19 protein-coding genes and 1 riboswitch are annotated in these 23,788 nt (G+C 44.3%); of the genes, 2 read left to right on the plus strand and 17 right to left on the minus strand.

The annotated features are described in order from the left end of the window. Window positions 1-202: 202 nt before the first annotated feature. Together gldA and EO130_RS08950 are read left to right on the plus strand one after the other, a co-directional pair. Window positions 203-1,096, plus strand: coding sequence for a gliding motility-associated ABC transporter ATP-binding subunit GldA (gene gldA / locus EO130_RS08945; protein WP_127141170.1), 894 nt, complete (start codon window positions 203-205; stop codon window positions 1,094-1,096). A gap of 96 nt (window positions 1,097-1,192) precedes the next feature. Beyond that, on the plus strand, window positions 1,193-2,644 hold the full coding sequence (locus EO130_RS08950) for a pyridoxal phosphate-dependent decarboxylase family protein (RefSeq protein WP_127141171.1): 1,452 nt from the start codon (window positions 1,193-1,195) through the stop codon (window positions 2,642-2,644). On the opposite strand, the gene EO130_RS08955 is transcribed toward EO130_RS08950, so the two are convergent. From EO130_RS08955 to thrA, 17 genes are all read right to left on the minus strand, one after another. Then, window positions 2,641-3,666: a serine hydrolase domain-containing protein gene (locus EO130_RS08955; RefSeq protein WP_241244328.1), complete on the minus strand. Its 1,026-nt coding sequence runs from the start codon at window positions 3,664-3,666 to the stop codon at window positions 2,641-2,643. The genes EO130_RS08950 and EO130_RS08955 overlap by 4 nt on opposite strands. 117 nt (window positions 3,667-3,783) lie before the next feature. Then, complete coding sequence (locus tag EO130_RS08960; protein ID WP_127141173.1) at window positions 3,784-4,608, minus strand: head GIN domain-containing protein; 825 nt, start codon at window positions 4,606-4,608, stop codon at window positions 3,784-3,786. 7 nt (window positions 4,609-4,615) lie between these two features. Beyond that, complete coding sequence (locus tag EO130_RS08965) at window positions 4,616-5,716, minus strand: acyloxyacyl hydrolase (RefSeq protein WP_127141174.1); 1,101 nt, start codon at window positions 5,714-5,716, stop codon at window positions 4,616-4,618. A 19-nt stretch (window positions 5,717-5,735) separates the two neighbouring features. After that, the gene (gene metF, locus EO130_RS08970; protein ID WP_127141175.1) at window positions 5,736-6,689 is read right to left on the minus strand and encodes a methylenetetrahydrofolate reductase [NAD(P)H]; all 954 of its coding nucleotides are present in this window, start codon (window positions 6,687-6,689) and stop codon (window positions 5,736-5,738) included. A gap of 3 nt (window positions 6,690-6,692) precedes the next feature. Then, window positions 6,693-9,422, minus strand: coding sequence for a methionine synthase (metH, locus tag EO130_RS08975; RefSeq protein ID WP_127141176.1), 2,730 nt, complete (start codon window positions 9,420-9,422; stop codon window positions 6,693-6,695). Window positions 9,423-9,431: 9 nt separating this feature from the next. Then, window positions 9,432-10,433: a homocysteine S-methyltransferase family protein gene (locus tag EO130_RS08980; protein ID WP_127141177.1), complete on the minus strand. Its 1,002-nt coding sequence runs from the start codon at window positions 10,431-10,433 to the stop codon at window positions 9,432-9,434. A gap of 112 nt (window positions 10,434-10,545) precedes the next feature. Beyond that, window positions 10,546-10,658: riboswitch (SAM riboswitch) on the minus strand. Window positions 10,659-10,773: 115 nt separating this feature from the next. Continuing rightward, the gene (locus tag EO130_RS08985; RefSeq protein ID WP_127141178.1) at window positions 10,774-11,835 is read right to left on the minus strand and encodes an NAD(P)/FAD-dependent oxidoreductase; all 1,062 of its coding nucleotides are present in this window, start codon (window positions 11,833-11,835) and stop codon (window positions 10,774-10,776) included. 92 nt (window positions 11,836-11,927) lie between these two features. After that, the gene (gene cobA, locus EO130_RS08990) at window positions 11,928-12,704 is read right to left on the minus strand and encodes a uroporphyrinogen-III C-methyltransferase (protein ID WP_127141179.1); all 777 of its coding nucleotides are present in this window, start codon (window positions 12,702-12,704) and stop codon (window positions 11,928-11,930) included. Continuing rightward, window positions 12,697-14,787, minus strand: coding sequence for a HEPN domain-containing protein (locus tag EO130_RS08995; RefSeq protein WP_127141180.1), 2,091 nt, complete (start codon window positions 14,785-14,787; stop codon window positions 12,697-12,699). Before EO130_RS08995 ends, cobA begins: the two co-directional genes overlap by 8 nt. 75 nt (window positions 14,788-14,862) lie before the next feature. Then, a complete protein-coding gene (locus tag EO130_RS09000) occupies window positions 14,863-16,110 on the minus strand; it encodes a sulfate adenylyltransferase subunit 1 (RefSeq protein ID WP_127141181.1) in 1,248 nt (415 codons plus the stop codon). Window positions 16,111-16,160: 50 nt separating this feature from the next. Then, window positions 16,161-17,069 (minus strand): sulfate adenylyltransferase subunit CysD, encoded by a 909-nt coding sequence (gene cysD / locus EO130_RS09005; RefSeq protein WP_262707326.1) that lies wholly within the window; start codon window positions 17,067-17,069, stop codon window positions 16,161-16,163. Window positions 17,070-17,186: 117 nt separating this feature from the next. After that, complete coding sequence (locus tag EO130_RS09010) at window positions 17,187-17,810, minus strand: phosphoadenosine phosphosulfate reductase domain-containing protein (RefSeq protein ID WP_127141183.1); 624 nt, start codon at window positions 17,808-17,810, stop codon at window positions 17,187-17,189. An 11-nt stretch (window positions 17,811-17,821) separates the two neighbouring features. Then, window positions 17,822-18,085 carry a DUF2061 domain-containing protein gene (locus EO130_RS09015; protein ID WP_127141184.1) on the minus strand — a complete coding sequence of 88 codons (264 nt, stop codon included), beginning with the start codon at window positions 18,083-18,085 and terminating at the stop codon, window positions 17,822-17,824. Window positions 18,086-18,265: 180 nt separating this feature from the next. Continuing rightward, window positions 18,266-18,673 (minus strand): RrF2 family transcriptional regulator, encoded by a 408-nt coding sequence (locus tag EO130_RS09020; RefSeq protein ID WP_127141185.1) that lies wholly within the window; start codon window positions 18,671-18,673, stop codon window positions 18,266-18,268. A gap of 56 nt (window positions 18,674-18,729) precedes the next feature. Continuing rightward, window positions 18,730-19,896 carry a trans-sulfuration enzyme family protein gene (locus tag EO130_RS09025; RefSeq protein WP_127141186.1) on the minus strand — a complete coding sequence of 389 codons (1,167 nt, stop codon included), beginning with the start codon at window positions 19,894-19,896 and terminating at the stop codon, window positions 18,730-18,732. An 82-nt stretch (window positions 19,897-19,978) separates the two neighbouring features. Continuing rightward, complete coding sequence (locus tag EO130_RS09030) at window positions 19,979-20,293, minus strand: GIY-YIG nuclease family protein (RefSeq protein WP_127141187.1); 315 nt, start codon at window positions 20,291-20,293, stop codon at window positions 19,979-19,981. A 101-nt stretch (window positions 20,294-20,394) separates the two neighbouring features. Next, window positions 20,395-23,778, minus strand: coding sequence for a bifunctional aspartate kinase/homoserine dehydrogenase I (thrA, locus tag EO130_RS09035; RefSeq protein WP_127141188.1), 3,384 nt, complete (start codon window positions 23,776-23,778; stop codon window positions 20,395-20,397). Window positions 23,779-23,788: the final 10 nt, after the last annotated feature.

The raw sequence follows: 23,788 nt of genomic DNA on the forward strand, positions 1-23,788 counted from the left end.
AGACCCAGAGATTCCCAAATTTTTTTTGATTTTTTTCAAAAAAGACATTTTCGCTGCACATTATTTTATAGAAATGATACTTTTTTACGAATACTCATGTTTCCATTAATTCCAAGAAAAGTGTCGTTTCATTTTCCAGTTTTTGAAATGTAAGGTTTACAATGACTAAAAGTGTATTTTTGAAATCAAAGAATTCAACGGAATGTCCATCACTGTTCAGAACATTACAAAAACCTTTGGTACGCAAAAAGCATTGGACAATGTGTCCTTTAGCATCAACAAAGGGGAGGTTGTTGGTTTCTTAGGCCCAAATGGTGCAGGAAAATCCACCATGATGCGCATTTTGACCACCTACTACAAAGCGGACCAAGGTACTGCTGCCGTAAATGGGTTCGATGTATTGGGAGATGAAAAGGCCGTTCAAAAAAGTATCGGATACCTACCAGAGCACAATCCGCTGTACCTGGAAATGTACGTGAAGGAATATCTGGCCTTTAATGCCGATGTTTACCAAGTGGACAAATCCAAAATCAATGAGGTTATCGAACAAACAGGGTTGTCCCCGGAAGCACACAAAAAAATAGGGCAATTATCCAAAGGGTATCGTCAACGGGTTGGGCTTGCTGCGGCCTTGTTGCACAATCCCGAAGTGCTTATTTTGGATGAGCCCACCACAGGGCTTGACCCCAACCAATTGATCGAAATCCGAAAATTGATTCGTGAGATAGCAAAGGAAAAGACCATTTTGCTTTCCACACATATCATGAAGGAAGTAGAGGCCGTCTGCGACCGAGTAATCATCATCAATAAAGGGAAATTGGTAGCCGATAAAAAGCTGGAGGAACTTCGCGAGGCAGAAGAACAAATCATTGAAGTGGAATTCGACTATCGGGTAGAGGAACAGTTACTGCAACAACTTCCCGATGTTTCCAAAGTTAAAAATACCGGTGGCTTTATCTATGAAATCACGTTTACCACTTCCAAGGATATGCGGCCTGCTGTTTTTGATTTTGCGCACGACAACAAATTGAAAACACTTCAACTGAGCAGAAAGAACAAAAATCTCGAAAGTCTTTTCACCGAACTTACTTCTTAGGTTTTCCGTTATCCAATTTGATGGGAGAAGACCCCCAAATGAGGTGGAAAACCGCTCCAAATATGGTACTTTTGCAGTCCAGAAGAAATTGGACACATGAAGAAGAACAACGCCAGATTGGAACTTTCGAAAGAGGAAATGCAAAAATACGGGTATGAGGTTGTTGATGCCATTGTGGAACACTATGCCACCCAAGCAGAGAAACTGCCCGTAGCTTCCGGCTCCCGAGAAGAAATGGACTCCTTGTTTTTGGAAGAGGCTCCCGAAAAAGGTTCCGACCCATCCCAAGTGCTCCATTTTGTTTTGGAAAAAGTAATGACCAATAGTGCCAATATGGCCCATCCGAAATCATTTTCCTTTGTTCCGGGACCGAGTAACTTTATCAGTGTTATGGCCGACGCCTTGGCAACAGGCTACAATATTTTTTCTGGGGGATGGGCAGCTAGCCCGGCAGCAGCAGAGCTGGAAATAGTGACCATTCAATGGTTATTGAAAATTTTTGGTTTCCCAAAGAAAAAAGGTGGTGGTATTTTTACCAGTGGTGGCTCCATGGCCAACCTTACTGCAGTGGTCACCGCACGCAGGATCAAATGTGGTGATGATTTTTCCAAGGCCATCATCTATCTATCCGATCAGGCGCATTCTTCCAATATCAAGGCTATTCGGGCACTCGGGTTCAAAAAAGAACAGATCCGAATCATTCCCACCGACAATGAACTCAAGTTTTCCGTCAACAAATTAAAAAACTGTATCGCCAAGGATAGATTGGAGGGCCTTTATCCCTTCTGTTTGATTGCAACTGCGGGAACCACCAACACTGGAACCGTAGACCCCTTAGTGGAATTGGGCAAAATCTGCAAGAAAGAAGATATCTGGTTCCATATTGACGGCGCCTACGGCGGAGCGTCGATTTTATCCCAAAAGGGCAAGCAGGCCATGAAAGGCATCGAAAAAGCGGACTCCTTGACGGTGGACCCACATAAATGGTTCTTTCAGCCTTACGAAATGGGGTGCCTTTTGGTTCGAAACCATAAAAACCTGAGCCATACCTTTACCGAAAAGCCCGAATATTTAAGGGATATCGAAGGCAACACATCGGAAATCAACTTTTATGACCATGGTATCCAACTGACCCGAAGATTTAGGGCATTGAAATTTTACATGTCCTTAAAAACCTTCGGTTTAAAGGAGTTCCGTGATGCCATTACCTACAACATTGATTTGGCCGAAGAAGTGGAAACTATGCTTCGTGGTAGTAAAAGTTGGGAAGTGGTATACCCGGCCACCTTGGCGGTCATCAATTTTAGGTATAACCCCATCAACAAAAATTATTCGGAAAAGGAACTGGACAGTATCAACCAATACATTTCTGGCAAAGTGATGGCATCACGCAAGGCCATGCTCGTCACCACCATTTTGAACGGACAGGTGGTATTGCGAATGTGTCTCATCAACCCGCGGACAACTATGGAAGATGTTACCGATACCTTTGACCTTTGTAAGGCCTATGCCCATGACATCGAAGAGCAGTTGGCAAGCAAAGTCTAACCTAAAGGATCATCAAAAAGAGCGTTGATTGCTTCATCCAAAACAGGCTGCACTTTTGGATCGGTGCAATTGATTAAAATAGCAACTACTTTTTGCTGCTGCGGATATACAAAAAGGTTGGTGTATGCGCCAACGCTATTGCCTACGTGACCTACAAACGACCTTCCTTTGGCATCTTGGCTCACTTGAAACCCCAATCCGTAATGAGTAGGATTTCCGTTAATAATCTGAGAGGTCAGCAATTGTTGATAGGTGGTATCTTTGAGCAACTTTTTTTCCATGATGGCCTGCCCCAATTTAGCTACATCTGCACAGGTAGACAAATAGCCACCGCCAGCCAGTTTGTAGTTGTTATTTACCTCAACTGCTCTTGTAAAACCTAATGCTCTTTTGGTATAGAATTGCGCTATGTTCTCGACTCCAATCGAACTGAAATTTTCTGATGGTGGAAATGTATTTTTCAACCCCAACGGAATCAAAATCTGCTCCCTTACATACTGCTCAAATGGAATTCCACTGGCTTCCTGCATGGCCAAGGACAGTAGCACAAAATCAAAACTATTGTATAGATAACTGGTACCGGGTTGAAAAAAGAGAGGGTCATCTTTAAAGACTTCAATACCCTCTTTAATGGAAAAGTCTTGATTCAGGGCGTATTCTTTGCCACGGTATCCTCGAATTCCAGCGGTATGACTGGCCAATTGGCGTAACGTGAAATCATACTTTTTTTGGGGAAAGTAAGGCACGTAAGTATATAAGGATTCATCCAAGTCCACCACCCCATCTTCTGCCATATTGCCCAAAGCAAGTCCCGCAATACATTTGGAAATACTTGCGATACGGAAAACCGTACGCTCGGGATACACCTTTATACGCCTTTCCAAATCAGCGAAGCCATATCCTTTTTCGAGAATGGTTTGCCCATCTTCCAAGATGGACACTGCCAATCCTGGCACCTTTTTCTCAGCTACCAGATTATGAAAAAGCACATCCACTTTTTCCAATCCAGTCAGTCCATTCATGGATGTAACCTTCGGATAAGGTGAAAAGATGTTTTTGATATGTGAAATTAAATTTCCCAATAAGTCGGTTTGAACATCGAAAATAAAGAGAAAAATGATGTTTTTTGAAGATGAATGTCAATCCTGAAAAATCAACCGCCCATTGAAAATTTCTTCCACATCGACTTCTGGCGGTGTATTAACGCTTATTATATTGCCCGTTCCCCGGATAACGCCCGATAACCGTTGTTGTGGATTCACAAAAACGTCATTGGAACCTCGGTGATTGACATTTACATTTTCTGAAACTAGATTTTCTGCTTCAATTCTCGAATCTCCAGCTGCTACACTAACAGTTAAATTTTCCGTTTCCCCACGAAGTTTAAAATAAGCGATGCCGTTCACCACAATCCTCACGTTGGTAGCAATAAGGTGCATATCAAATGAACCATCCGTGGTTTCAGTTTCTGGGTTTACAAAACTCTCTGCCAATAGATTGAGGTTGGGATAATTCAACACCCCATCACTGGAAATTAAAAGTCCGGTGCTGCTGCGTATGTCAATAAGGTTGGGAGCAGTCACATAAATCGTGGTGAGTCCATAATCCCGGACAAAATTGCAGCCATTCTCGTTCCGAAGTACGAGACGGTCACCCTCTACCACGGCAGAAACCTCGTTGAACAAATATTCGCCCGTTTCCACTTCAACGCTATATGCATCACCTTGTTTGACAACCATATTGAGGTTTTCAAAAACGGTAATCTTGCTAAAATCCGACACCTCGATGGGTCGCCTTACCAAATCGCCAGCGTTTTGGAAACAGTCGGGAACATTGTCGCCGTTGCAAGAAATCAATATTAGAGAAATTGCCAACAAAAAGCACCTCTCGACTACCTGCCCGTAGCCCAAGTGGGCCCAAGAGGCAACATTCTTTAACGGAGATAAACTTTTTAATTCCAACATCGCTATACTATAACCTAATTCCTATTCCAAATTCAATGGCTTCTGCTTTCGCCCCATGCGATTTTAGGGTCACGGCGCCAAAAACCCTATCCCCAAAATACCGTTTCAACCCTATCCGATTATATACCCTACCTTCAAAATCGAAGGGATAATATACATAATACCCCAATTGTGCCACTACGCTCAATTTGTTTACGAACAGTTCATGACCAACAAATACCCCCACCCTTTTATAATCCGTATCTGGAGCTACATCAAGTTCGGGAAAAGAAATGGACTGATATCGTATCAATTCCTTTAAAAAATTTGAAAAGAAGATATCGGTTCCCAACTGAATGGCACTGCGATTGCCCAATCGTTTATCGGCGTAGGCGGAAACTATGGCAAAGCCATATTGCCCCATGTTGATGACATCGCTCTCATTGACCCCACCACGTAGCACGATATTGTATCGGATGGGTTCTTTGATTCTTTCCTTGGGCTCAGGTACCAAATAGTCCTGTACCACCGCTTGGTTCAAATCATAGGTGAGCCCAAAATTGAAAGCCATGGTATTGGTGGAGGTGTTGGGAGCCTTAAAATTGGCATTGGAATAATGTAACAGAGAAATCCCGACCTTAAAGCCCAGTCCAGCTACGATGTTCTCTCGGTGATAGTTGAACATCAACATGGTGGAACTCAACAAATGAGTACCGTAGGCGTTATTCCTGAAGTTTTCGGTCCTATCGTACGGATTGGTGTTATAAGAAACGCCCTGCGCGACCCTAAACTGCAAATTCCGTTTGAAGAAATAAAAATTGTAATGCGCATACAATCCAAAATGCTTACCAAGGGTTGGATTGTTCATATCCTGATAAACAAACGAAAAACCGGTATCGGGATATCCCAAATCGGCTTCCCAGTATTCGTGACCGAATCGTTTTCTGTTGAAACCGATAATAACCCCACCCGGGTGATTGGTAATCAAATGGGAAATGTCCGGATTGTGCAAAAGTATAGAACCATAAAATTGGCTGACATCCAAAGTATACTTCTTGGGAATATTACCATCTTGGGCAAATCCAAAGCAAACACACAGCAGAACAACCAAGTATAGTAGGTGCTTCATGGGACGCTAAAGTAGGAAATTAAAAAAGTTCCCGAGCTATGTCCATGATATTATCCGATTTACCCATGGAGTAGTAATGCAACACGGGCACTCCTGCTTCCCGAAGTTCCTTGGATTGCTGTATGGCCCATTCCACGCCCACTTTACGGACTTCCTTGTTATCTTTACAGGCCTCTACTGCTTCAATGAGTTCTTGCGGAATATCAACCCGAAACACTTGTGGCAATAAGTGAAGGTGCTTTTTCACGGCAATCGGCTTGATTCCGGGAATGATTGGCACATCTATTCCCATTTCGCGGGCCGCTTCTACGAACGCAAAGAACTTTTTATTATCGAAAAACATCTGGGTCACCACATAATCCGCTCCCAAATCTACCTTCTCTTTTAAGCGCTTTAAATCGGACTGGAGCGATGGAGCTTCCATATGCTTTTCGGGGTATCCCGCCACACCTATACAAAAACTAGTCAAATCGCTGGACTCAAAAGTCTCATGTAGATAATTTCCCTTGTTGATGTTCTGGATTTGCGCAACCAACTCTGTCGCATATTGATGTCCACCCTTGGTTGGGGTAAAATATTTTTCTTCCTTTCGGGCGTCCCCACGCAAGGCCATGACGTTTTCAATCTCCAGATATTGACAGTCCACTAGCAAATACTCCGTCTCCTCTTTGGTGAATCCACCACATAGCACGTGGGGAACGGTATCCACATCGTACTTGTGCTTTAACGAAGCGCAAATGCCCAAGGTCCCGGGACGGGTACGAATCAGTTTTTTGTCCAACAGACCGTCTTTCTCCTTGTAAATGTATTCCTCGCGGGAGGTCGTCACATCAATGAACGGCGGTTTAAATTCCATTAAAGGATCAATGTTGTTGTACAGCTCCTGGATACTCTTTCCTTTTACGGGCGGGACAATTTCAAAACTGAAAAGGGTTTCGCCGTTCGCTTTTTTTATGTGGTCGGTAATCTTCATCGGTTATTCATCAACAATATTGGGAGCCAGCCATTTTTGGGCTTTCTCCAAAGTTATATGTTTTCGTTCGGCAAAATCCTGAACTTGGTCCTGTTTTATTTTTCCCAAACCAAAATACTTGGCCTCGGGATGTGCAAAATAATACCCACTGACACTGGCGGCGGGCCACATGGCTAAACTATCGGTGAGCTTGACCCCTATTTTTTCCTCCACCTGCATCATTTCCCATATAGTGAGCTTTTCCAAATGGTCGGGACAAGCGGGATAGCCAGGAGCAGGTCGGATTCCACGGTACTTTTCCTTGATCAATTCATCGTTGTCCAGATTCTCGTCCACTGCGTAACCCCAAAAACGGGTCCGTATTTCTTTGTGCAGATATTCGGCAAACGCCTCGGCAAACCTATCCGCCAAAGCTTTGATCATGATCGAGTTGTAATCGTCGTGGTTCTTTTCGAACTCCGCGGCCAATTCCTGGGTTCCGAAACCAGTACTCACACAAAAGCAACCGATATAATCCTGAATTCCCGATGCTTTGGGCGCTATGAAATCGGCCAGGGCGATATTGGGAACCCCTTCGCGCTTTTTGGTTTGCTGGCGAAGCGTTCTAAATAGGAAGGTTGCATCTTTTGTCATTTCGAGCGCATCCGATTCATCACCTCTTGCCTGCGCTCGGGGTGACAAGTGCACTTCAATATCATCTTCGTTGACTTGATTGGCTGGAAACAATCCGAAAATAGCCTTGGCCTTCAATAACTTCTCGTCCAAAATCCGTTGGAGCAGGACCTTCGCATCCTCAAAGAGTTCTTTGGCCTGTTCGCCAACCACTTCATCGTTCAAGATATCGGGATATTTGCCATGCAAATCCCAACTTCTGAAAAATGGAGACCAATCGATAAAATCTACCAGTTTTTTCAAGTCAAAATCATCCCAGACTTCTATACCCAATTGGTTTGGCTTTTTGATGTCTGATGTCTTCCAATCAATTTGAAGTTTATTCTCCCTAGCTTGCGACAAGGTTAAATATTCCTTTTGCTTGCCACGTTTTAGAAACTTCTCCCTAAAACTTTCGTAATCCAGTTTGATGGATTTTTTATAGTTGGCCGAGGTTTCTTCCTGAAGCAAATCGCCCACCACGGTTACAGCCCTTGAGGCATCATTGACGTGTACCACGGCTTGACTGTATTGCGGGTCGATTTTTACAGCCGTGTGCGCCTTGCTCGTTGTCGCACCACCAATCAACAAGGGAACATCGAAGTTTTGGCGTTCCATTTCTTTTGCCAAGAAGACCATTTCGTCCAATGAAGGTGTAATGAGTCCGCTCAATCCAATGATATCTACTTGCGCTTCCTTGGCCTTATTGATGATTTTCTCTGGGGGTACCATCACGCCCATATCCACAATTTCATAATTGTTGCAGGCTAGCACCACACTTACAATGTTTTTTCCAATGTCGTGCACATCGCCTTTCACGGTGGCCATCAATATTTTTCCGGCTGCTTTGGCGTTCTTGTCTTTGGATGCCTCAATATAGGGTGTCAAATAGGCCACAGCTTTTTTCATCACACGGGCGGATTTGACCACTTGGGGCAAAAACATTTTTCCACTGCCGAACAGATCACCTACCACATTCATCCCTGTCATCAGATTACCTTCGATGACCTGTAAAGGCTTGGCGGCCTGTTGACGGGCCTCCTCCACATCTTCGATGATATATTGGTCAATGCCCTTCACCAAGGCCCGGGTAATCCGATCTTGAAGCGGGTCTTCCCGCCATGATAAATCGACCTTGCTTTCCTTGGCTGTTCCTACAACAGTCTCTGCAAATTCGAGCAATCGTTCGGTAGCATCGTCGCGCCTATTGAGCAGCACATCCTCTACGTGCTCCAAAAGATCTTTTGGAATATCGTCGTACACCTCCAACATGGTGGGGTTTACGATACCCATGTTCATCCCAGCTTTGATGGCATGGAACAAAAAGGCGGAGTGCATGGCCTCACGAACAGGGTTGTTCCCCCGAAAGGAGAAGGATACGTTGCTCACACCACCACTTACGCTGCAGTAGGGTAAATTTTCTCTCACCCAACGTGTCGCCTCAATAAAGTCGATGGCGTTATTCTTATGCTCGTCCATTCCCGTGGCCACGGGAAAGATGTTCAGGTCGAAGATGATATCCTCGGGAGGAAAATTCACCTCGTTGACCAAAATATCGTAGGAACGCTTCGCAATTTCAATACGGCGCTCATAATTATCCGCCTGTCCCACCTCATCAAAAGCCATTACAATAACGGCCGCACCATATCGCTTGATCAATTTGGCATGATGGATAAACTCTTCCTTGCCTTCTTTCAAGCTGATAGAGTTGACCACACATTTCCCCTGCACTACCTGAAGACCAGCTTCAATAATTTCCCATTTGGAACTATCGATCATTATGGGAACGCGGGCAATATCGGGTTCGGAAACGATCAAATTCAAGAACCTGACCATGGCTTCCTTTCCATCAATAAGACCATCATCCATATTAATGTCGATAATCTGGGCCCCGCCCTCCACTTGTTCACGGGCGATATCCAAGGCTTCATCGAATTTTTCTTCTTTGATGAGCCTTAAAAAACGTTTGGAGCCCGCCACATTGGTTCGTTCCCCCACATTGATGAAATTGCTTTCCGGGGTAACGACCAAGGGCTCTAGACCTGATAATTTTAAGTATCGCTGTTCGTTATTCGTTGCCATAAGCCTTCGCTATGCGTGCGTCAAAACTTTTCGAGGTTCATAATTCTTTACTACATCTGCAATGGCTTTGATATGCTCCGGAGTGGTACCGCAACAACCGCCCACGATGTTCACCAATCCTTTTTCCACATACTCTTTTATTTGAACGGCCATTTGTTCTGGAGTTTCATCATATTCCCCAAAGGCATTGGGCAATCCTGCATTGGGGTGGGCAGATATGGCAAATTCCGATTTTGCAGACACCACTTGTAAGTGGGGCACCAACTGTTTGGCTCCTAGGGCACAATTGAATCCGACGGATAAAATGGGAATATGGGATATCGAAATCAAGAAGGCTTCGGCAGTCTGACCGGACAATGTTCTGCCCGAAGCATCGGTGATAGTTCCGCTTACCATCACTGGCACATCAATATTTCGCTCCTCTTTTACTTCTTCGATGGCAAACAGTGCTGCTTTGGCGTTCAGCGTGTCAAAAATAGTCTCCACCAACAAAATATCGGCGCCTCCATCAAGAAGGGCCTCAATCTGTTGTTTGTATGCTTTACGCAGCTCATCAAAGGAAATAGCACGGAAACCCGGGTCGTTCACATCGGGCGACATGCTGGCCGTTTTGTTGGTAGGGCCTATACTACCCGCCACAAACCTAGGTTTATCGGGATTTTTCTGGGTAAATTCTTGGGCAACTTCCTTGGCGAGCTTCGCCGATTCATAGTTCAGTTCATATACCAATTCTTCCATGCCATAGTCGGCCATGGCAATGGTGGTGCCAGAAAAGGTATTGGTTTCAATGATATCCGCCCCTGCTTCCAAAAACTTCCGATGGACTTCCTTCACCGCTTCAGGTTGGGTCAAGGACAATAGGTCGTTATTGCCCTGCAGATCACTGGGCCAATCCTTGAATCGTTCTCCCCTAAAATCGGCTTCCTTGAATTTGTACCGCTGCAACATGGTGCCCATGGCTCCATCCAGCACTAAAATCCGCTTTTTTAATATGTCTTCAATTTTTCCCATAGTATCATTTTCCTTCAAAAAAAGGATATCGTGCAGTCAAGAAAAGTGTGTGGATACGTTGCGGTATGCGTTTCGTTATCCTTCCCCCTATACAAATATTAGGTATAAATACGCTCCATGTGGTCCCCAACAAGTTGCGGACCGGGGTAGAATGTAGCACCTTCTCGAAGACGAGGGTTGCTAAGGCTTCAAAGGGTCCAATCCCTCCACCTTTCTTGATAACACTTTCAATCTATTAATGAACTGAACTGCAAAGAAACGGTACTCCCAAGTGAAAAGCAAAAAAACCTCCCAAAATCGCTTCCGGAAGGCTTTTCACTTCTAAAAACTAATAATTTTCTTAGTTGATGCTCTGCACCACTTCTTTTTTGGCCTCTTTTTTGGAACCATCAAATCCTTGTACGCCCCCAACGGTGGTATACTTCATCACAAATCTTTTATCGGGTTTGATGATTTGATATGCATATTGACACATTACGGCCGCTTCGTGGAACCCGGACAGGATCAACTTAAGTTTGCCCGGATAGGTATTCACATCTCCAATGGCAAATACCCCTGGGATATTGGTCTGATAATCCTTTGCATTGTTAACCTTGATGGCGTTTTTTTCGATTTCCAAGCCCCAATTGCCCAATGGACCCAATTTTGGGGAGAGTCCAAACAGCGGGATAAAGTAATCGGTTTCCACATAGGTGGATTCTTTTTCACCTTCGTTATATTCAATGACCACTGCATGCAAATCTTCCTTCCCGTGTATTTCTTTCACTTCTGCCCTGGTGTAGAGTTGAATCTTGCCCAATTTGGCGAGTTCGCGTGCCTTTTCCACGGAATCCAGCGCTCCTCGGAACTCATTTCTTCGGTGTACCAAAGAAACTTCCGAAGCTACATCGGCCAAGAAAATGGCCCAATCCAAAGCGGAATCGCCCCCACCGGATATCACTACTTTTTTATCTCGGAATTGCTCCGGGTCCTTGATCATATATTCCACCCCTTTGCTTTCAAAAAGTTCGATGTTGGGGATGAGAGGCTTTCTAGGCTCAAATGAGCCCAAACCACCTGCAATCACCACAACAGGAGCATGATGCTGGGTTCCCTTGTTGGTAGTGACGATGAAGCTCCCATCTTCTTGTTTGTCCAAAGTTTCCGCACGCTCGCCCAAGGTAAAGCCGGGCTCAAAAGGCTTTATTTGCTCCATGAGCTTATCCACCAAAGTACCTGCCAAAATCTCTGGATAGGCGGGAATATCGTAAATGGGCTTTTTTGGATATATCTCGGAACATTGACCCCCTGGCTGTGCCAAGGCATCGACTAAATGACATTTTAACTTGAGCAATCCAGCTTCAAAAACGGTAAACAAACCGGTTGGACCTGCTCCAATGATAATGATATCTGTTTTGATCATATTTCTCTTTTTAAATAGTCTTAAGTCCCCTTCGACGGCCTACCTGCAACAGGCGAGCGCTCAGGATGACAAAATCTGACCCGATTCTTGATTTAAATTTTCTCTAGCAATTTTATTTCTTGATGTTGGTAGCTGTTTTGGATATCGACCATGTTTTGACGATGATTGACCACGTCCCCGATCACAATAATGGCTGGATTGGACAACTGCTGCTCCCTTACCTTGTCCTCAATCGAAGTAACAGTGCCAATTCCTATTTTTTCATGTTCGGTGGTTCCATTCTGAATAATGGCCACTGGGGTCTCCATTTTGCCCTCTTTTTTAAAGAGCTGCATGATTTCCCCGAGTTTGGACATTCCCATGAGTATGACTACGGTAGCATTTGATTTTGCTGCCAAAGCCACATCATTGGACAGTTTATGTTCTTTCGTGGTCCCGGTAATTACCCAAAAACTTTCTGCTGCTCCCCTTTTGGTCACGGGAATATTTTGTGAAGCAGGCACCGAAAGTGAAGACGAAATACCTGGAACCACATCCACTTCCACGCCGAAGGCTGCGGCATGCTCCATTTCTTCGGCACCCCTTCCAAACACGAAAGGATCCCCTCCCTTTAACCTTAGCACGTGCAATCCTTGTGTCGCGCGTTCCACGATCAAATCATTGATTTGGGCCTGTTGGTACGAGTAACAGCCCCTTCGTTTGCCTACAAATATTTTTTCGGCATTGGGTGCGTACTCCAAAAGTTCATGGGATACTAAGGCATCGTACAGGACCACATCGGCATTTTGTAAAGCCTTTACGCCTTTGAGCGTTATCAAATCCACATCGCCCGGGCCTGCGCCCACCACTGTCAACTTTCCTCTACGCATGTTGCAACTCTATTTTTCTGAACGCTTCCAATCGTTGCAATACCCCTTTGGCATCTTGTAAATAGGATTTTGCAAAGACTTCGGATGGTTCGTTCTTGTTCAATTGAAGGGCTATGTTAGCAAACCCACCCTCAAAGGCTATTTTTCCAGATTCCACATACAGCTCATCAAAATCCTTGACGATACTGGCATGGGTATTGGTCTTCACTTTTTCCGATGTCAACAATGCTTTGGCGGAATTGACTATGGATTGATAGGAATAATAAATGCTCGCTGCCCATTTATTTTCTTGGAGGGCTTCTTCGGCTTTTTCAATCTTCTCTTGACTCTCCAGGAAGAGGGTTGCCACAAGGTCAACTATCACGCCTGCACACTCTCCAATTCCTATCTCTTGTTTATACTTTTCCTCGTTCCCCCAATCGATAAAATCATCTTGGGTGAGATTGTCAGTATCGGTCAATGGTTTTAGAAAATCATAGAAATATAACTGCCCCTTTTTCTCATAATAATCGGTGAAGGAGGCTCCATTTCCGTTGGCTTCAAAATCGTCCAAAATAAGACGCAAAGCCTGTGGGCCTCTCTTGCTTGGGATTTTGGCTACTTTATCCGCAAATCGGGCCCTGCCATCGCCAAAATTTCCACCTCCCAACAAAACCTGAAGCGCAGGCGCCACCAACTTATCCTTGGTCCGAACAGACATTCCTTGGAAACCGATATGCGCCATATTGTGCTGCCCACAAGCGTTCATACACCCGCTGATCTTGATGACAACATCTGGATTCTTGATGTATTGCGGATATTCCGCCTTGATTACCCTTTCGAGTTCGGCTGCGATTCCGGTACTGCTGGCAATACCCAGATTACAGGTATCGGTGCCGGGACAAGCCGTTATGTCCAATGCTTTGTTGTATCCCGCTTCGGCAAATCCAAGTTTTTGAAGTTCCTGATAAAAGAAGGGAATCAACTCTTCCTTCACGTAGGGAATCAAAATATTTTGCCTGAGCGACAAACGAATCTCTCCGGCCGCATAATCTTGCACCAATTGGGCCAATTCGCGTGCCTTGTCCGTGTAGAAATCTCCCAAAAGTACTTTGATTCCAATGGCAACATAGCCCTGTTGTTTCTGAGGCACCAAATTGGTGGACTTCCAGTCTTCAAAAGCTTGTTGATCTTCTAGGACCACTTCAGGAACTTCCACTTCGGCCACTTGAACCTTTGGATAACTTTCAAAATCGATAGGATATGTTTTGACAGGAATGGCGGTCTGTTCTTCCTCCAACAATTGTTTGAAGTTATCCAGACCAATATCCTTCAACAGAAATTTCATTCTGGCCTTTGCCCTACTTTTCCGTTCCCCATATCTATCAAACACACGGATGACTCCTTCCATCAAAGGGATGATTTTGTCAGTGGACAAAAAGCTGTACAGTTCGTCGGCATGGCGTGGCTGTGAACCCAGTCCGCCTCCAAGCATCACTTTAAAACCTCTTTCACCATCTTTTTCTTTGGCAATAAAGCCTAGATCGTGCATGTAGGAAAGTCCGGTATCGGCATCGCTAGCGGAAAAGGACACTTTAAACTTCCTACCCATTTCCTGACCTATCGGATTTCTAAGGAAGTACTCAAAAACGGCTTGGGCATAGGGAGAAACATCAAAGGGTTCGTCTATATCGATTCCTGCGGTTTCGCTGGCGGTTACGTTTCGAACGGTATTTCCGCAAGCTTCGCGAAGGGTTACCTTGTCCCTTTCCAGCTGCGCCCAAAGTTCCGGGATGCGTTCCAAATCGACATAGTGGATTTGGATATCCTGTCGGGTAGTGATGTGCAATCTTCCTCTGGAGTACTCATCGGAAACATCGGCGATACGAAGCAATTGGTTGGATGTTACTTTTCCGTAGGGCAACTTGATTCGAATCATCTGAACCCCTGGTTGGCGTTGTCCATATACCCCACGTGCCAAACGCAGGCTGCGGAATTTCTCCTCATCCATTTCACCACCTTTGAACTGACGGATTTTCTTCTCCAATTCGATGATGTCCTTTTCTACCACCGGGTTTTCTATTTCTGTTCTAAAGCTTTTCATAATCTAGTTATCCTATCTATTTTATAGATTTTTGACAAAAAAAATACCAACTCCCTTTTGCTAGGCAAAAGAGCATTATTCTATAAATCCAACACCTGCTGTATTATTTGTGCGGCTATCAATAATGATAAAAGAACCGTTGGTTCGGTGCTCCTTGAACTTATCGTAAAAAATGGGTTTGTTGAGCCTTAGCCTTACCTTGGCAATATCGTTCATTTGCAGCGAGCTCACATTTTCTTCGATTCCAGAGTAGTCGGGATGGATTTTGTGCTCAATGGCATCCACTTTGGCCAAAACCTTGTTTACACCATGTTGAAGCACATACTTACCTCCCGGAGTGAAACTGGCACTGTCCATCCACGATACCGTTGCCGTAAGTTGTTTGTCAATCGTAGGCAAGTCACCTACCTTCACCAACATATCTCCACGACTTACATTCACCTCATCTTCCAAAGTGATGGTCACTGAAGACCTTCTTGGAGCCGTTTTATACTGCTTGTTGTAAAAATAGATGTCCTTTATCCTGGATTTGGTCATCGATGGCAGCACTACCACTTCATCACCAACATTGAGTTCTCCGCCGTACACCTTTCCCGCAAATCCACGAAAATCATGGAAATCCTCTGTTTTGGGTCGGATGACGTATTGCACTGGAAAACGTGGCGTTCCTGTATTGTAAATATCCTTCTGGTCCAGTTCCTCCAAATGCTCCAAAAGCGTTTGGCCATTGTACCAAGGTGTATTTCCCGAACGATTCACCACGTTGTCACCTTTAAGTGCGCTCACTGGAATAAAGGTGATGTTCTGATCCTGGTAATCCCGTTTTTTCATCAATTCCTGAAAATCGGCTTTGATTGTATTATAGGTTTCTTCCGAAAAATCGACCAGATCCATCTTGTTGATGGCCACAATTACGTCCTTTATACGTAAAAGGTTGTTGATGAAAAAGTGACGATGCGTCTGTTCGATAACCCCTTTTCTTGCATCAATCAATATGATGGATGCCTGTGATGTCGAAGCGCCCGTAACCATGTTCCGGGTGTATTCCACATGGCCAGGGGTATCAGCGATAATGTAACTTTTGGATGGGGTAGAAAAATAGATATGGGCCACATCGATGGTGATACCCTGCTCCCTTTCGGCCACCAATCCATCCGTCGCCAAAGAAAAATCGAGGTAATCGTATCCTTTTTGTTTACTGGTCCGCTCGATTGCTTCCAATTTATCGTCTGTCATGGATTTGGTGTCGTACAATAATCTTCCGATCAAGGTACTTTTACCATCATCCACACTACCTGCTGTTGCTATCTTTAAAACTTCCAATGCTTTGTATTTTTAGTTTTCCACCAAAGGTGAAATCGACTTATTTTTTTTTAGAAATACCCTTGTTGTTTCCGCTTTTCCATAGCGGCTTCGGAACGCTTATCATCGATTCGGGCGCCCCGCTCCGAGATTCTGGAATTCCTGATTTCAGCGACCACCTTGTCTATGGTATCGGCATGCGATTCCACAGCTGCGGTACAGCTCATATCACCAACGGTTCTAAAGCGCACCATCCGCTCTTCCACCTTTTCGTCTTCTGCCCTAAAAACAACCTCGTCTTCGGCGGACCAAATCAGTCCGTCCCGAAGGAAGGTCTTGCGTTTATGAGCGAAATAAATGGAGGGTATTTCGATATTTTCTTTTTGGATATAGCTCCAAACATCAAGTTCGGTCCAGTTGCTGATCGGGAACACACGAACGTTTTGTCCCATTTCGATTTGCCCATTGAGCATATCGAAGAGCTCGGGGCGCTGATTTTTCTCGTCCCATTGGCCAAAATCGTCACGGACCGAAAAAATCCGTTCCTTGGCCCTAGCTTTTTCTTCGTCCCTGCGGGCGCCACCGATACAGGCATCAAACTTAAATTCCTCGATGGCATCCAACAAAGTTGTTGTTTGAAGCATGTTCCTGCTGGCGTACTTTCCAGTTTCCTCCACCACTTTTCCTTCGTCGATGGAATCCTGAACATTGCGAACTATCAATTCCACACCCAATTCCTCTACTAACCTATCCCTAAACTCAATGGTTTCGGGAAAGTTGTGGCCCGTATCGATATGCATCAAAGGGAATGGAATTTTGGCGGGCCAGAATGCTTTTTGCGCCAAACGCACCAAGGTGATGGAATCCTTTCCTCCTGAAAACAACAGCACAGGTTTTTCAAACTGTGCGGCGACCTCGCGCATGATGTAAATGGCTTCGTGCTCCAGCGCGTTGGCGCTTGGCCTATCAACTCCGTTCAAGAGCTCTGGTCTTTTAATTTCTTCTGTGAGTGTACTCAAAGCTTATTTCTGTTTTAACCTCTCGACTGCGCCTTTCTGCTGACAAAGGCAGGCTCGAGGTGACAATTCATACTTTTATTAAGTGTGCAAACCGCATTCACGGTTGGCCAAAACTTTTGTAGGGTCAAAATATTTGTGCTCGTTGGGCAACTGGCGCGCTTTTAGGTAAGCATCCAATTGGGTATCGCTCCAATGATAAAATGGACTTACTTTCAGCACACCATCTTTACTCAAACTCAATACATCCAACGAATCGCGGTGGGCGGTCTGGCCTTTGCGCAGGTTAGTGAACCATACATCAGGTTTATGCTCTTCCATCGCTCTTCGGAAGGGTTCCAGCTTTACCTGCTCCGTAAATTCTTGGTGCAATGGATTGTCTATCTGTGGGATACCCATAACAGCGTCTCTATGGGCGCTCGTTTGTTTGGGTACATACAATTTGATGTTGAGGCCCAATCTGGCAATCAACTCTTCTGCATGTTTATAGGTTTGGGGGGTATTGTACCCCGTATCGCACCAAATTACCGGAATACTGGAATCTACTTCGGTAACCGCGTGGAGGATAGCGACTTCGTAGGGCCTAAAATTGGTGGTGACCACAGATGTTTTTCCATGGTTAATGGCCCATGAGATGATTTCCTCTGGTGGAATGCCCTTAAATTGACGGTTCAAATTCTGTATTTCTTCTTGTGTCAATGCCATTGCCTTACATTTTATTTACCCCACTTGATGGAGTTCCAAATTCGTTCATGAAAAAAATAAAGCACCATTTTGGTGACCAGTTCCACCAAACCAATTGAAAATGCCAGACTTAAAGTACCCGTAACGATCCATGAAATGATGATGGTATCCAAAGTGCCTACGATACGCCAGCTAATGGATTTTGCTATACTTCGTTTTGGGCTTTCAGAAGCACTATCCTTGGTGTACGTGCTTTGCTGTTTATCACTTTTTAAAATCAATTGATCGGTTATCATTTTCGCTCCTTTATTACCCTACTTAATTGGTAGGGATTTCAAAAGTAAATTATATTTTGGGAACAAAAAGCAAAATCAATCATAAATTTACTTTTATCCTATAGTTTTAGTAGATTATCTAAAATAAATAAGGAATTTTAAGGATTTCGAACTCAATAAAATAGATTGATAAGCAACTTATCAGAGTAGATCGGCAAGGGAGTTATTGCGATACACGTCCAGTGCACTGTCTCGCACTTGAAGCATCAGTTTATGAACGGAACACTCTTCTTCATCGGGACAATCTTCACATTTTTCGTAGAAATTCAGGCTTACGCAGGGTACCATGGCTATTGGTCCTTCCAAAACGCGCATCACTGTGGTCATGTGGATTTCTTTGGGATCTTTGATCAAATAGTATCCGCCACCCTTTCCTTTTTTGGAGCCCAACAGTCCATTTCTTCGCAGCGTAAGCAAAATACTTTCCAAGAATTTTTGGGAAATGTTCTCGCACTTGGCAATTTCGGCAATCTGCACAGGTTCCCTTCCTTCAACTTTTGCAAGATAGGTAAGTGCCTTGAGTCCGTATTTTGTCTTCTTGGAGAGCATCACACGAAGATAGGGAAAATTAACAATCCTCTCTTAAAAACTGGATCATGGAAAAATCAGCCCAACGCCTGCTCAATATCAGCTATGATATCATCAATATGCTCCAATCCTACCGATATGCGCACCATGCCATCCGAAATACCTACAGCATTGCGCTCTTCGGTGGTCAGTTTACTGTGCGTGGTCGATGCGGGATGTGTTACGATACTTCGGGCATCCCCCAAATTAGCGGACAGGGACAACAATTGAATGCTATCGAAAAATTTTCGACCAGCTTCGAGGCCTCCCTTCACTTCAAAGGCAACTACGCAGCCGCCTGCCTTCATCTGTTTTTTAGCAATTTCGTATTTGGGGTGCGACTTCAAAAATGGATATTTCACCCATTCGATTTTTTCATGGCCTTCCAAATACGAGGCAAGTTTCAGGGCATTTTCGCAATGCCTGTCCACCCGAATGGCCAGAGTTTCCAAACTTCTGGAAAGCACCCAGGCGTTAAAAGGTGACAATGCGGGACCGGTTATCCGGGAAAAGCGGTATACCTTGTCCATTAATGTTCCACTACCCACGGTGATGCCTGCCAAAACCCTTCCCTGACCGTCCATCAATTTGGTGCCAGAGTGAATGACCAGGTCTGCTCCAAATTTTATCGGTTGTTGTAAGTAGGGGGTCGCAAAGCAATTATCCACAACAAAAATGAGGTTGTGCTTTTTAGCGATTCGAGACAATTCTTCCAAATCCAGCACATCCACCCCAGGGTTGGTCGGTGTTTCTGCATAAAGAATCTTGGTGTTTGGCCGTATCAACCCTTCGATTTCCGAAAGATTATTGGCATCAAAATAACTGCTTTCGATGTTCCATTTAGGGAAAAACTGAGTGAACAGGGTATGGGTAGAGCCAAAAATACTTTTGGACGACACCACGTGATCCCCTGCATCCAACAAAGCCGCCAAGGTGCTAAAAACAGCCGCCATTCCAGAGGCGTAGGCAAAGCCATTTTCGGCACCTTCCATTTGGCACACCCTATCGATCAACTCAGAGGAGTTAGGATTGGAGTATCGGGAGTAAATATTGCGTTCTTTCTCCTCTGCAAAAGACGCACGCATATCCTCTGCATCTTCAAAAACAAAGCTGGAAGTCATATAAATAGGGCTGGAATGCTCCAAATTTTGACTTCGCTCCATTTGTGTCCGTATGGCTTTTGTCTCGAATTTTTTGTCTTTCATGTTGTACTGTTTTTTGCTGGTTGGACTAAGTTAATCTTTCCAACCTACTTGTATTTGGGTGGTTGAGCGTAGTCGAAACCACTTATTGCTTTTCCTTATAATATTTAAAGTTTGTCTCATTCGTGCATTTGGACAAATTACGGAGGAGGTTACATTCTCCATTTATCAATGCTTCTTTTTTTGCTCTTGACCATCCTTGAATCTGCTTTTCCCGTTCAAATGCCGTCGCAATATTTAAATACTCTTCAACATATAACAGCTCTACAGGCAACCTCTTTTTGGTATGATTGGCACCACGGCCATCTTGATGTTCCTTTAACCGTTTATCCAAATCAATAGTACTTCCTGTGTAGTAACTTCCATCTGAGCACTCCAATATGTAGACGTATCCTTTCATTTCTATAGTATGGCTTCGACTACGCTCAGCCACCGTTCCGATAATGTTAGTTCACTAGGAGCAAACACATATTCCCAAAAAAATTATACCCAAGATCCAAACTACACTTTCTCCGCTATTCGTAAAATATCGCCAAAGACGCCTCTCGCTGTCACCGCAGCTCCAGCACCAGCGCCTTGAATCACTAAGGGCTGCTCTCCATAGGATTCCGTATAAATTTCAATGATGGAATCAGAACCCTTTACCTGCCCCAATGCACTTTCTTTAGGAACGGACACCAATTTTACGTCTAAAATACCCTTGTCCTGTTGCAAATCGCCATGTAAATCCCCTATGTAGCGAAGCACGTGACCTTTTTCTTGGTTTTCTTTGATGTCTTTGTAGATACGGTCCATCTGGCCTATCCGTTCCATAAACTGGTCAAAATCCAAGGTTTGAAGCTCTTCAGGAATCAGGTTTTGCACACCAATATCGGAAAACTCATTTTGAAGATCTAACTCTCTGGCCAAGATCAACAATTTGCGACCCACATCATTACCAGATAAATCTTCCCTTGGGTCGGGTTCGGTAAAGCCACTTTCCATGGCCTCCCTTACAATTTCAGAAAAAGAAACATCCTTCTCAGAAAAGGTGTTAAAAATATAACTCAAGGACCCTGAAAACACCCCTTTGATTCGTGTAATGTTTTCCCCCGATAAATGCAATAGCTTGATGGTATCTATCAATGGTAATCCCGCTCCCACATTGGTTTCGTAGAGGTATTGCTTTTGATTTTTGTCCAAGCAACGTCGAATGGACCTGTATGTCTCAAAACTTAAGGTATTGGCGATTTTGTTCGAAGAGACCAAATCAAAACCATGGGCTATCAAAGGTTCGTAATGTTCCACAAAAGTCTTGCTTGCCGTATTGTCCACCGCAATCAGGTTTTCCAGGTGGTGCTTTTTGGCAAAGGCCGTAATGTCTTCCAGCTGATAGGGTTGCCCCTCTTTTTCCAAACGTTCCTTCCAATCCAAACCCACTCCCGAAGCATCCAAAAGCACCTTCTTGGAATTGGCTACGGCAAACACCTTTAGGTCAATGCTTTTCCGTTCTTCAATATTTTTCTTAGAATCCAATATTTGACCTATCAGGGTTCCTCCAACATTGCCGTGTCCGAACAATGCCAGATTGATTTTCTTGGCGATGCCAAAAATCTGTCCGTGAATGACATTGATAGCCTTGTTCAAGTCGGACTTTTTGACCACCATGCTCACATTCTTGCCTGTAACGGTATTATTGAACAACAACGGAATAATCTGGTTTTTGGCCAAGGCGTTGAAGGGCTTATGGAAACTGCTCAGGTCCATTCCTACAATGGAAATCACCGAAACATCCTTGACCACGGAGATTTGGTTGATATCCTGGGAGGAATAATCGGTTTCGAACTCCAAATCGAGTACTTTTTTGGCCTTATCCGCTTTAGAGGCATCGACCACTAAACCAATTCCACGCTCGGACGACCCTTGTGACACGATACCAACGCTAATCCCATTTTGACCCAAGGCTCTAAAAATCCGCATGTCCACCCCAACTTTACCGAGCAGTCCCCTACCCTCCAAATTGATAAGCGCCATATGGTCCAGCACAGAAAGGGATTTGATCCCCCCATTGTCGGTCTTAGGACCAATTAATGTCCCTTGATTGTCATCATTAAAGGTGTTGCAAATTCGCAAGGGTATATTTTTTTCAATAAGGGGGATAATGGTTTTGGCGTGCAAAATGTTTGCCCCGAAGTTTGCCAACTCGTTGGCTTCTCCATAGGAAATCACATCGATTAATCGGGCATCCTGTACCAAATCAGGGTTGGCGGTAAAAATTCCGTCCACATGGGTGTAATTGATCAACTCGCCAGCATCCAAAAAGTTGGCCAACAAGGCAGCGGAATAGTTGCTTCCGTTTCTGCCCAAGGTTGTTGTGGAACCATCGCGGTTGGAACCTATAAATCCAGTAATGATGGGAATGGTTCCCTTTTCCAGTTCGTGGAAATAGCGAAGCACATTTTCCTTGGATGCACCTTGGTCCACCTCTGCATTGCTATAGTTATCATCCGTGGTTATCAACTCTCTGGAATCAAAAAGCTTTGCCTTTAATCCCTTTGCATTGAGCGCAGCGGTTACATATTTGGCGGATAACAATTCGCCGAAAGACAAGACCTCATCCTTGGTCTTTAAGCTGTAATCACCCGTTAAGGAGACTCCATTTAATATTTTCTCAATGGTGGCCAGCTCTTCGCCAAGATCCACGCCATCGAAATTGTTCTTTTGATAGTCGGCAAACTTTTTAAGGTCTGTCTGGAAATCGGCCCCTTTGGCCGCTTTTTCCAACAAACTCTCCAGCTGGTCCGTAGCTTTGCCTCGAGCGGAAACCACTACTGCAAAATGCTCCTCACCTTCATGTCGTTTACGAATGATGTTCAACACTCGGTCTATCCCCTCACCGTTGGCCAACGATTTCCCGCCAAATTTCAAAATTTTGATACGCTCCGTATTCTTTTGGAAAACGGTCTCCAACAATTTTTCCAACTGTTCAAACTCCATCAAAAAGGCATCATGTCCATGAACGGATTGCACCTCACCGTAGGTCACATTGGTATTGGCCTGGGCCAATCGCTTAAAGGTTTCCTTGTTTTCTTCAGCGGTGAAAAATAAATCGGAATTGACCCCGACAATATGGATTTTGGTATCGCTCTCCTGCAATGCCCTAAAGGCTTCTTCACCATTTCGGGTTATATCGATGGACTTCAACAATTGGTTCATCAACTTGTAGGCGGACAATTGAAAACGCTCCTGCAACTTTTTACCGTGGTGCATCAACCAAGATTCCACATTGAACACCTGTAGCTCTTCATTGGTACTTCGCTTAAATCGTTCTTTGAACGATTCCGGTGTACGGTAACATAGCATTGCATGCATGCGCGCGTCATGAACTGGCTGTTTGGAATTTACCAAAAATTGTTCCTGAATCTGACAATTGGCAATTAGCCAATCCGTGGATTTCCAATCGGATGCCACTGGAATCAAATGTTCTGTGATGTTTGGGTTGAGGGCTGCCATTTCCCAGGCAATACCTCCACCAAGGGAACCACCGATAATTACGAACAATTTCTCAATCTTTAATTGTTCCAATCCCCATAGGAATATCCTTGCAATATCGGCAGCGACAAAATCCTTGTAGTTGTCAATCACAAAACCATCGAAGCCGTTGCCCGGAATGTTAAATGACAAAATGGTGTATTTCTCTGTGCCGATACATTTTCCATCCCCGATCAAATCGGACCACCATCCATCTTTTCCTGCCACATTGGAATTGCCGGTGAGTGCATGATTCACCAAAACAATCGGTGCAGTGTGCAAGGGTTTTCCAAAAACCTGATATGACAATTGTATGTCCTGAACAGAACCACTTGTTGTTTTAAAATCCGATATGGCCAAATGCCTTAAATCCATACAAAAAGGT

The organism is Flagellimonas marinaquae (assembly GCF_003992675.1).
GTDB classification, from domain to species: domain Bacteria; phylum Bacteroidota; class Bacteroidia; order Flavobacteriales; family Flavobacteriaceae; genus Flagellimonas; species Flagellimonas marinaquae.

Coding starts and splice junctions, on each gene's coding strand:
- EO130_RS09030 (WP_127141187.1), bottom strand. CDS start 20,293: ATGAAAGGATACGTCTACATATTGGAGTGCTCAGATGGAAGTTACTAC.
- EO130_RS08960 (WP_127141173.1), bottom strand. CDS start 4,608: ATGTTGGAATTAAAAAGTTTATCTCCGTTAAAGAATGTTGCCTCTTGG.
- metH (WP_127141176.1), bottom strand. CDS start 9,422: ATGGCAACGAATAACGAACAGCGATACTTAAAATTATCAGGTCTAGAG.
- EO130_RS09020 (WP_127141185.1), bottom strand. CDS start 18,673: ATGCTCTCCAAGAAGACAAAATACGGACTCAAGGCACTTACCTATCTT.
- gldA (WP_127141170.1), top strand. CDS start 203: ATGTCCATCACTGTTCAGAACATTACAAAAACCTTTGGTACGCAAAAA.
- EO130_RS09025 (WP_127141186.1), bottom strand. CDS start 19,896: ATGAAAGACAAAAAATTCGAGACAAAAGCCATACGGACACAAATGGAG.
- EO130_RS08955 (WP_241244328.1), bottom strand. CDS start 3,666: ATGAATGGACTGACTGGATTGGAAAAAGTGGATGTGCTTTTTCATAAT.
- EO130_RS08995 (WP_127141180.1), bottom strand. CDS start 14,787: ATGAAAAGCTTTAGAACAGAAATAGAAAACCCGGTGGTAGAAAAGGAC.
- EO130_RS09010 (WP_127141183.1), bottom strand. CDS start 17,810: ATGGCATTGACACAAGAAGAAATACAGAATTTGAACCGTCAATTTAAG.
- EO130_RS08965 (WP_127141174.1), bottom strand. CDS start 5,716: ATGAAGCACCTACTATACTTGGTTGTTCTGCTGTGTGTTTGCTTTGGA.
- EO130_RS09015 (WP_127141184.1), bottom strand. CDS start 18,085: ATGATAACCGATCAATTGATTTTAAAAAGTGATAAACAGCAAAGCACG.
- metF (WP_127141175.1), bottom strand. CDS start 6,689: ATGAAGATTACCGACCACATAAAAAAAGCGAACGGCGAAACCCTTTTC.
- cobA (WP_127141179.1), bottom strand. CDS start 12,704: ATGCGTAGAGGAAAGTTGACAGTGGTGGGCGCAGGCCCGGGCGATGTG.
- thrA (WP_127141188.1), bottom strand. CDS start 23,778: ATGGATTTAAGGCATTTGGCCATATCGGATTTTAAAACAACAAGTGGT.
- EO130_RS08950 (WP_127141171.1), top strand. CDS start 1,193: ATGAAGAAGAACAACGCCAGATTGGAACTTTCGAAAGAGGAAATGCAA.
- EO130_RS08980 (WP_127141177.1), bottom strand. CDS start 10,433: ATGGGAAAAATTGAAGACATATTAAAAAAGCGGATTTTAGTGCTGGAT.
- EO130_RS08985 (WP_127141178.1), bottom strand. CDS start 11,835: ATGATCAAAACAGATATCATTATCATTGGAGCAGGTCCAACCGGTTTG.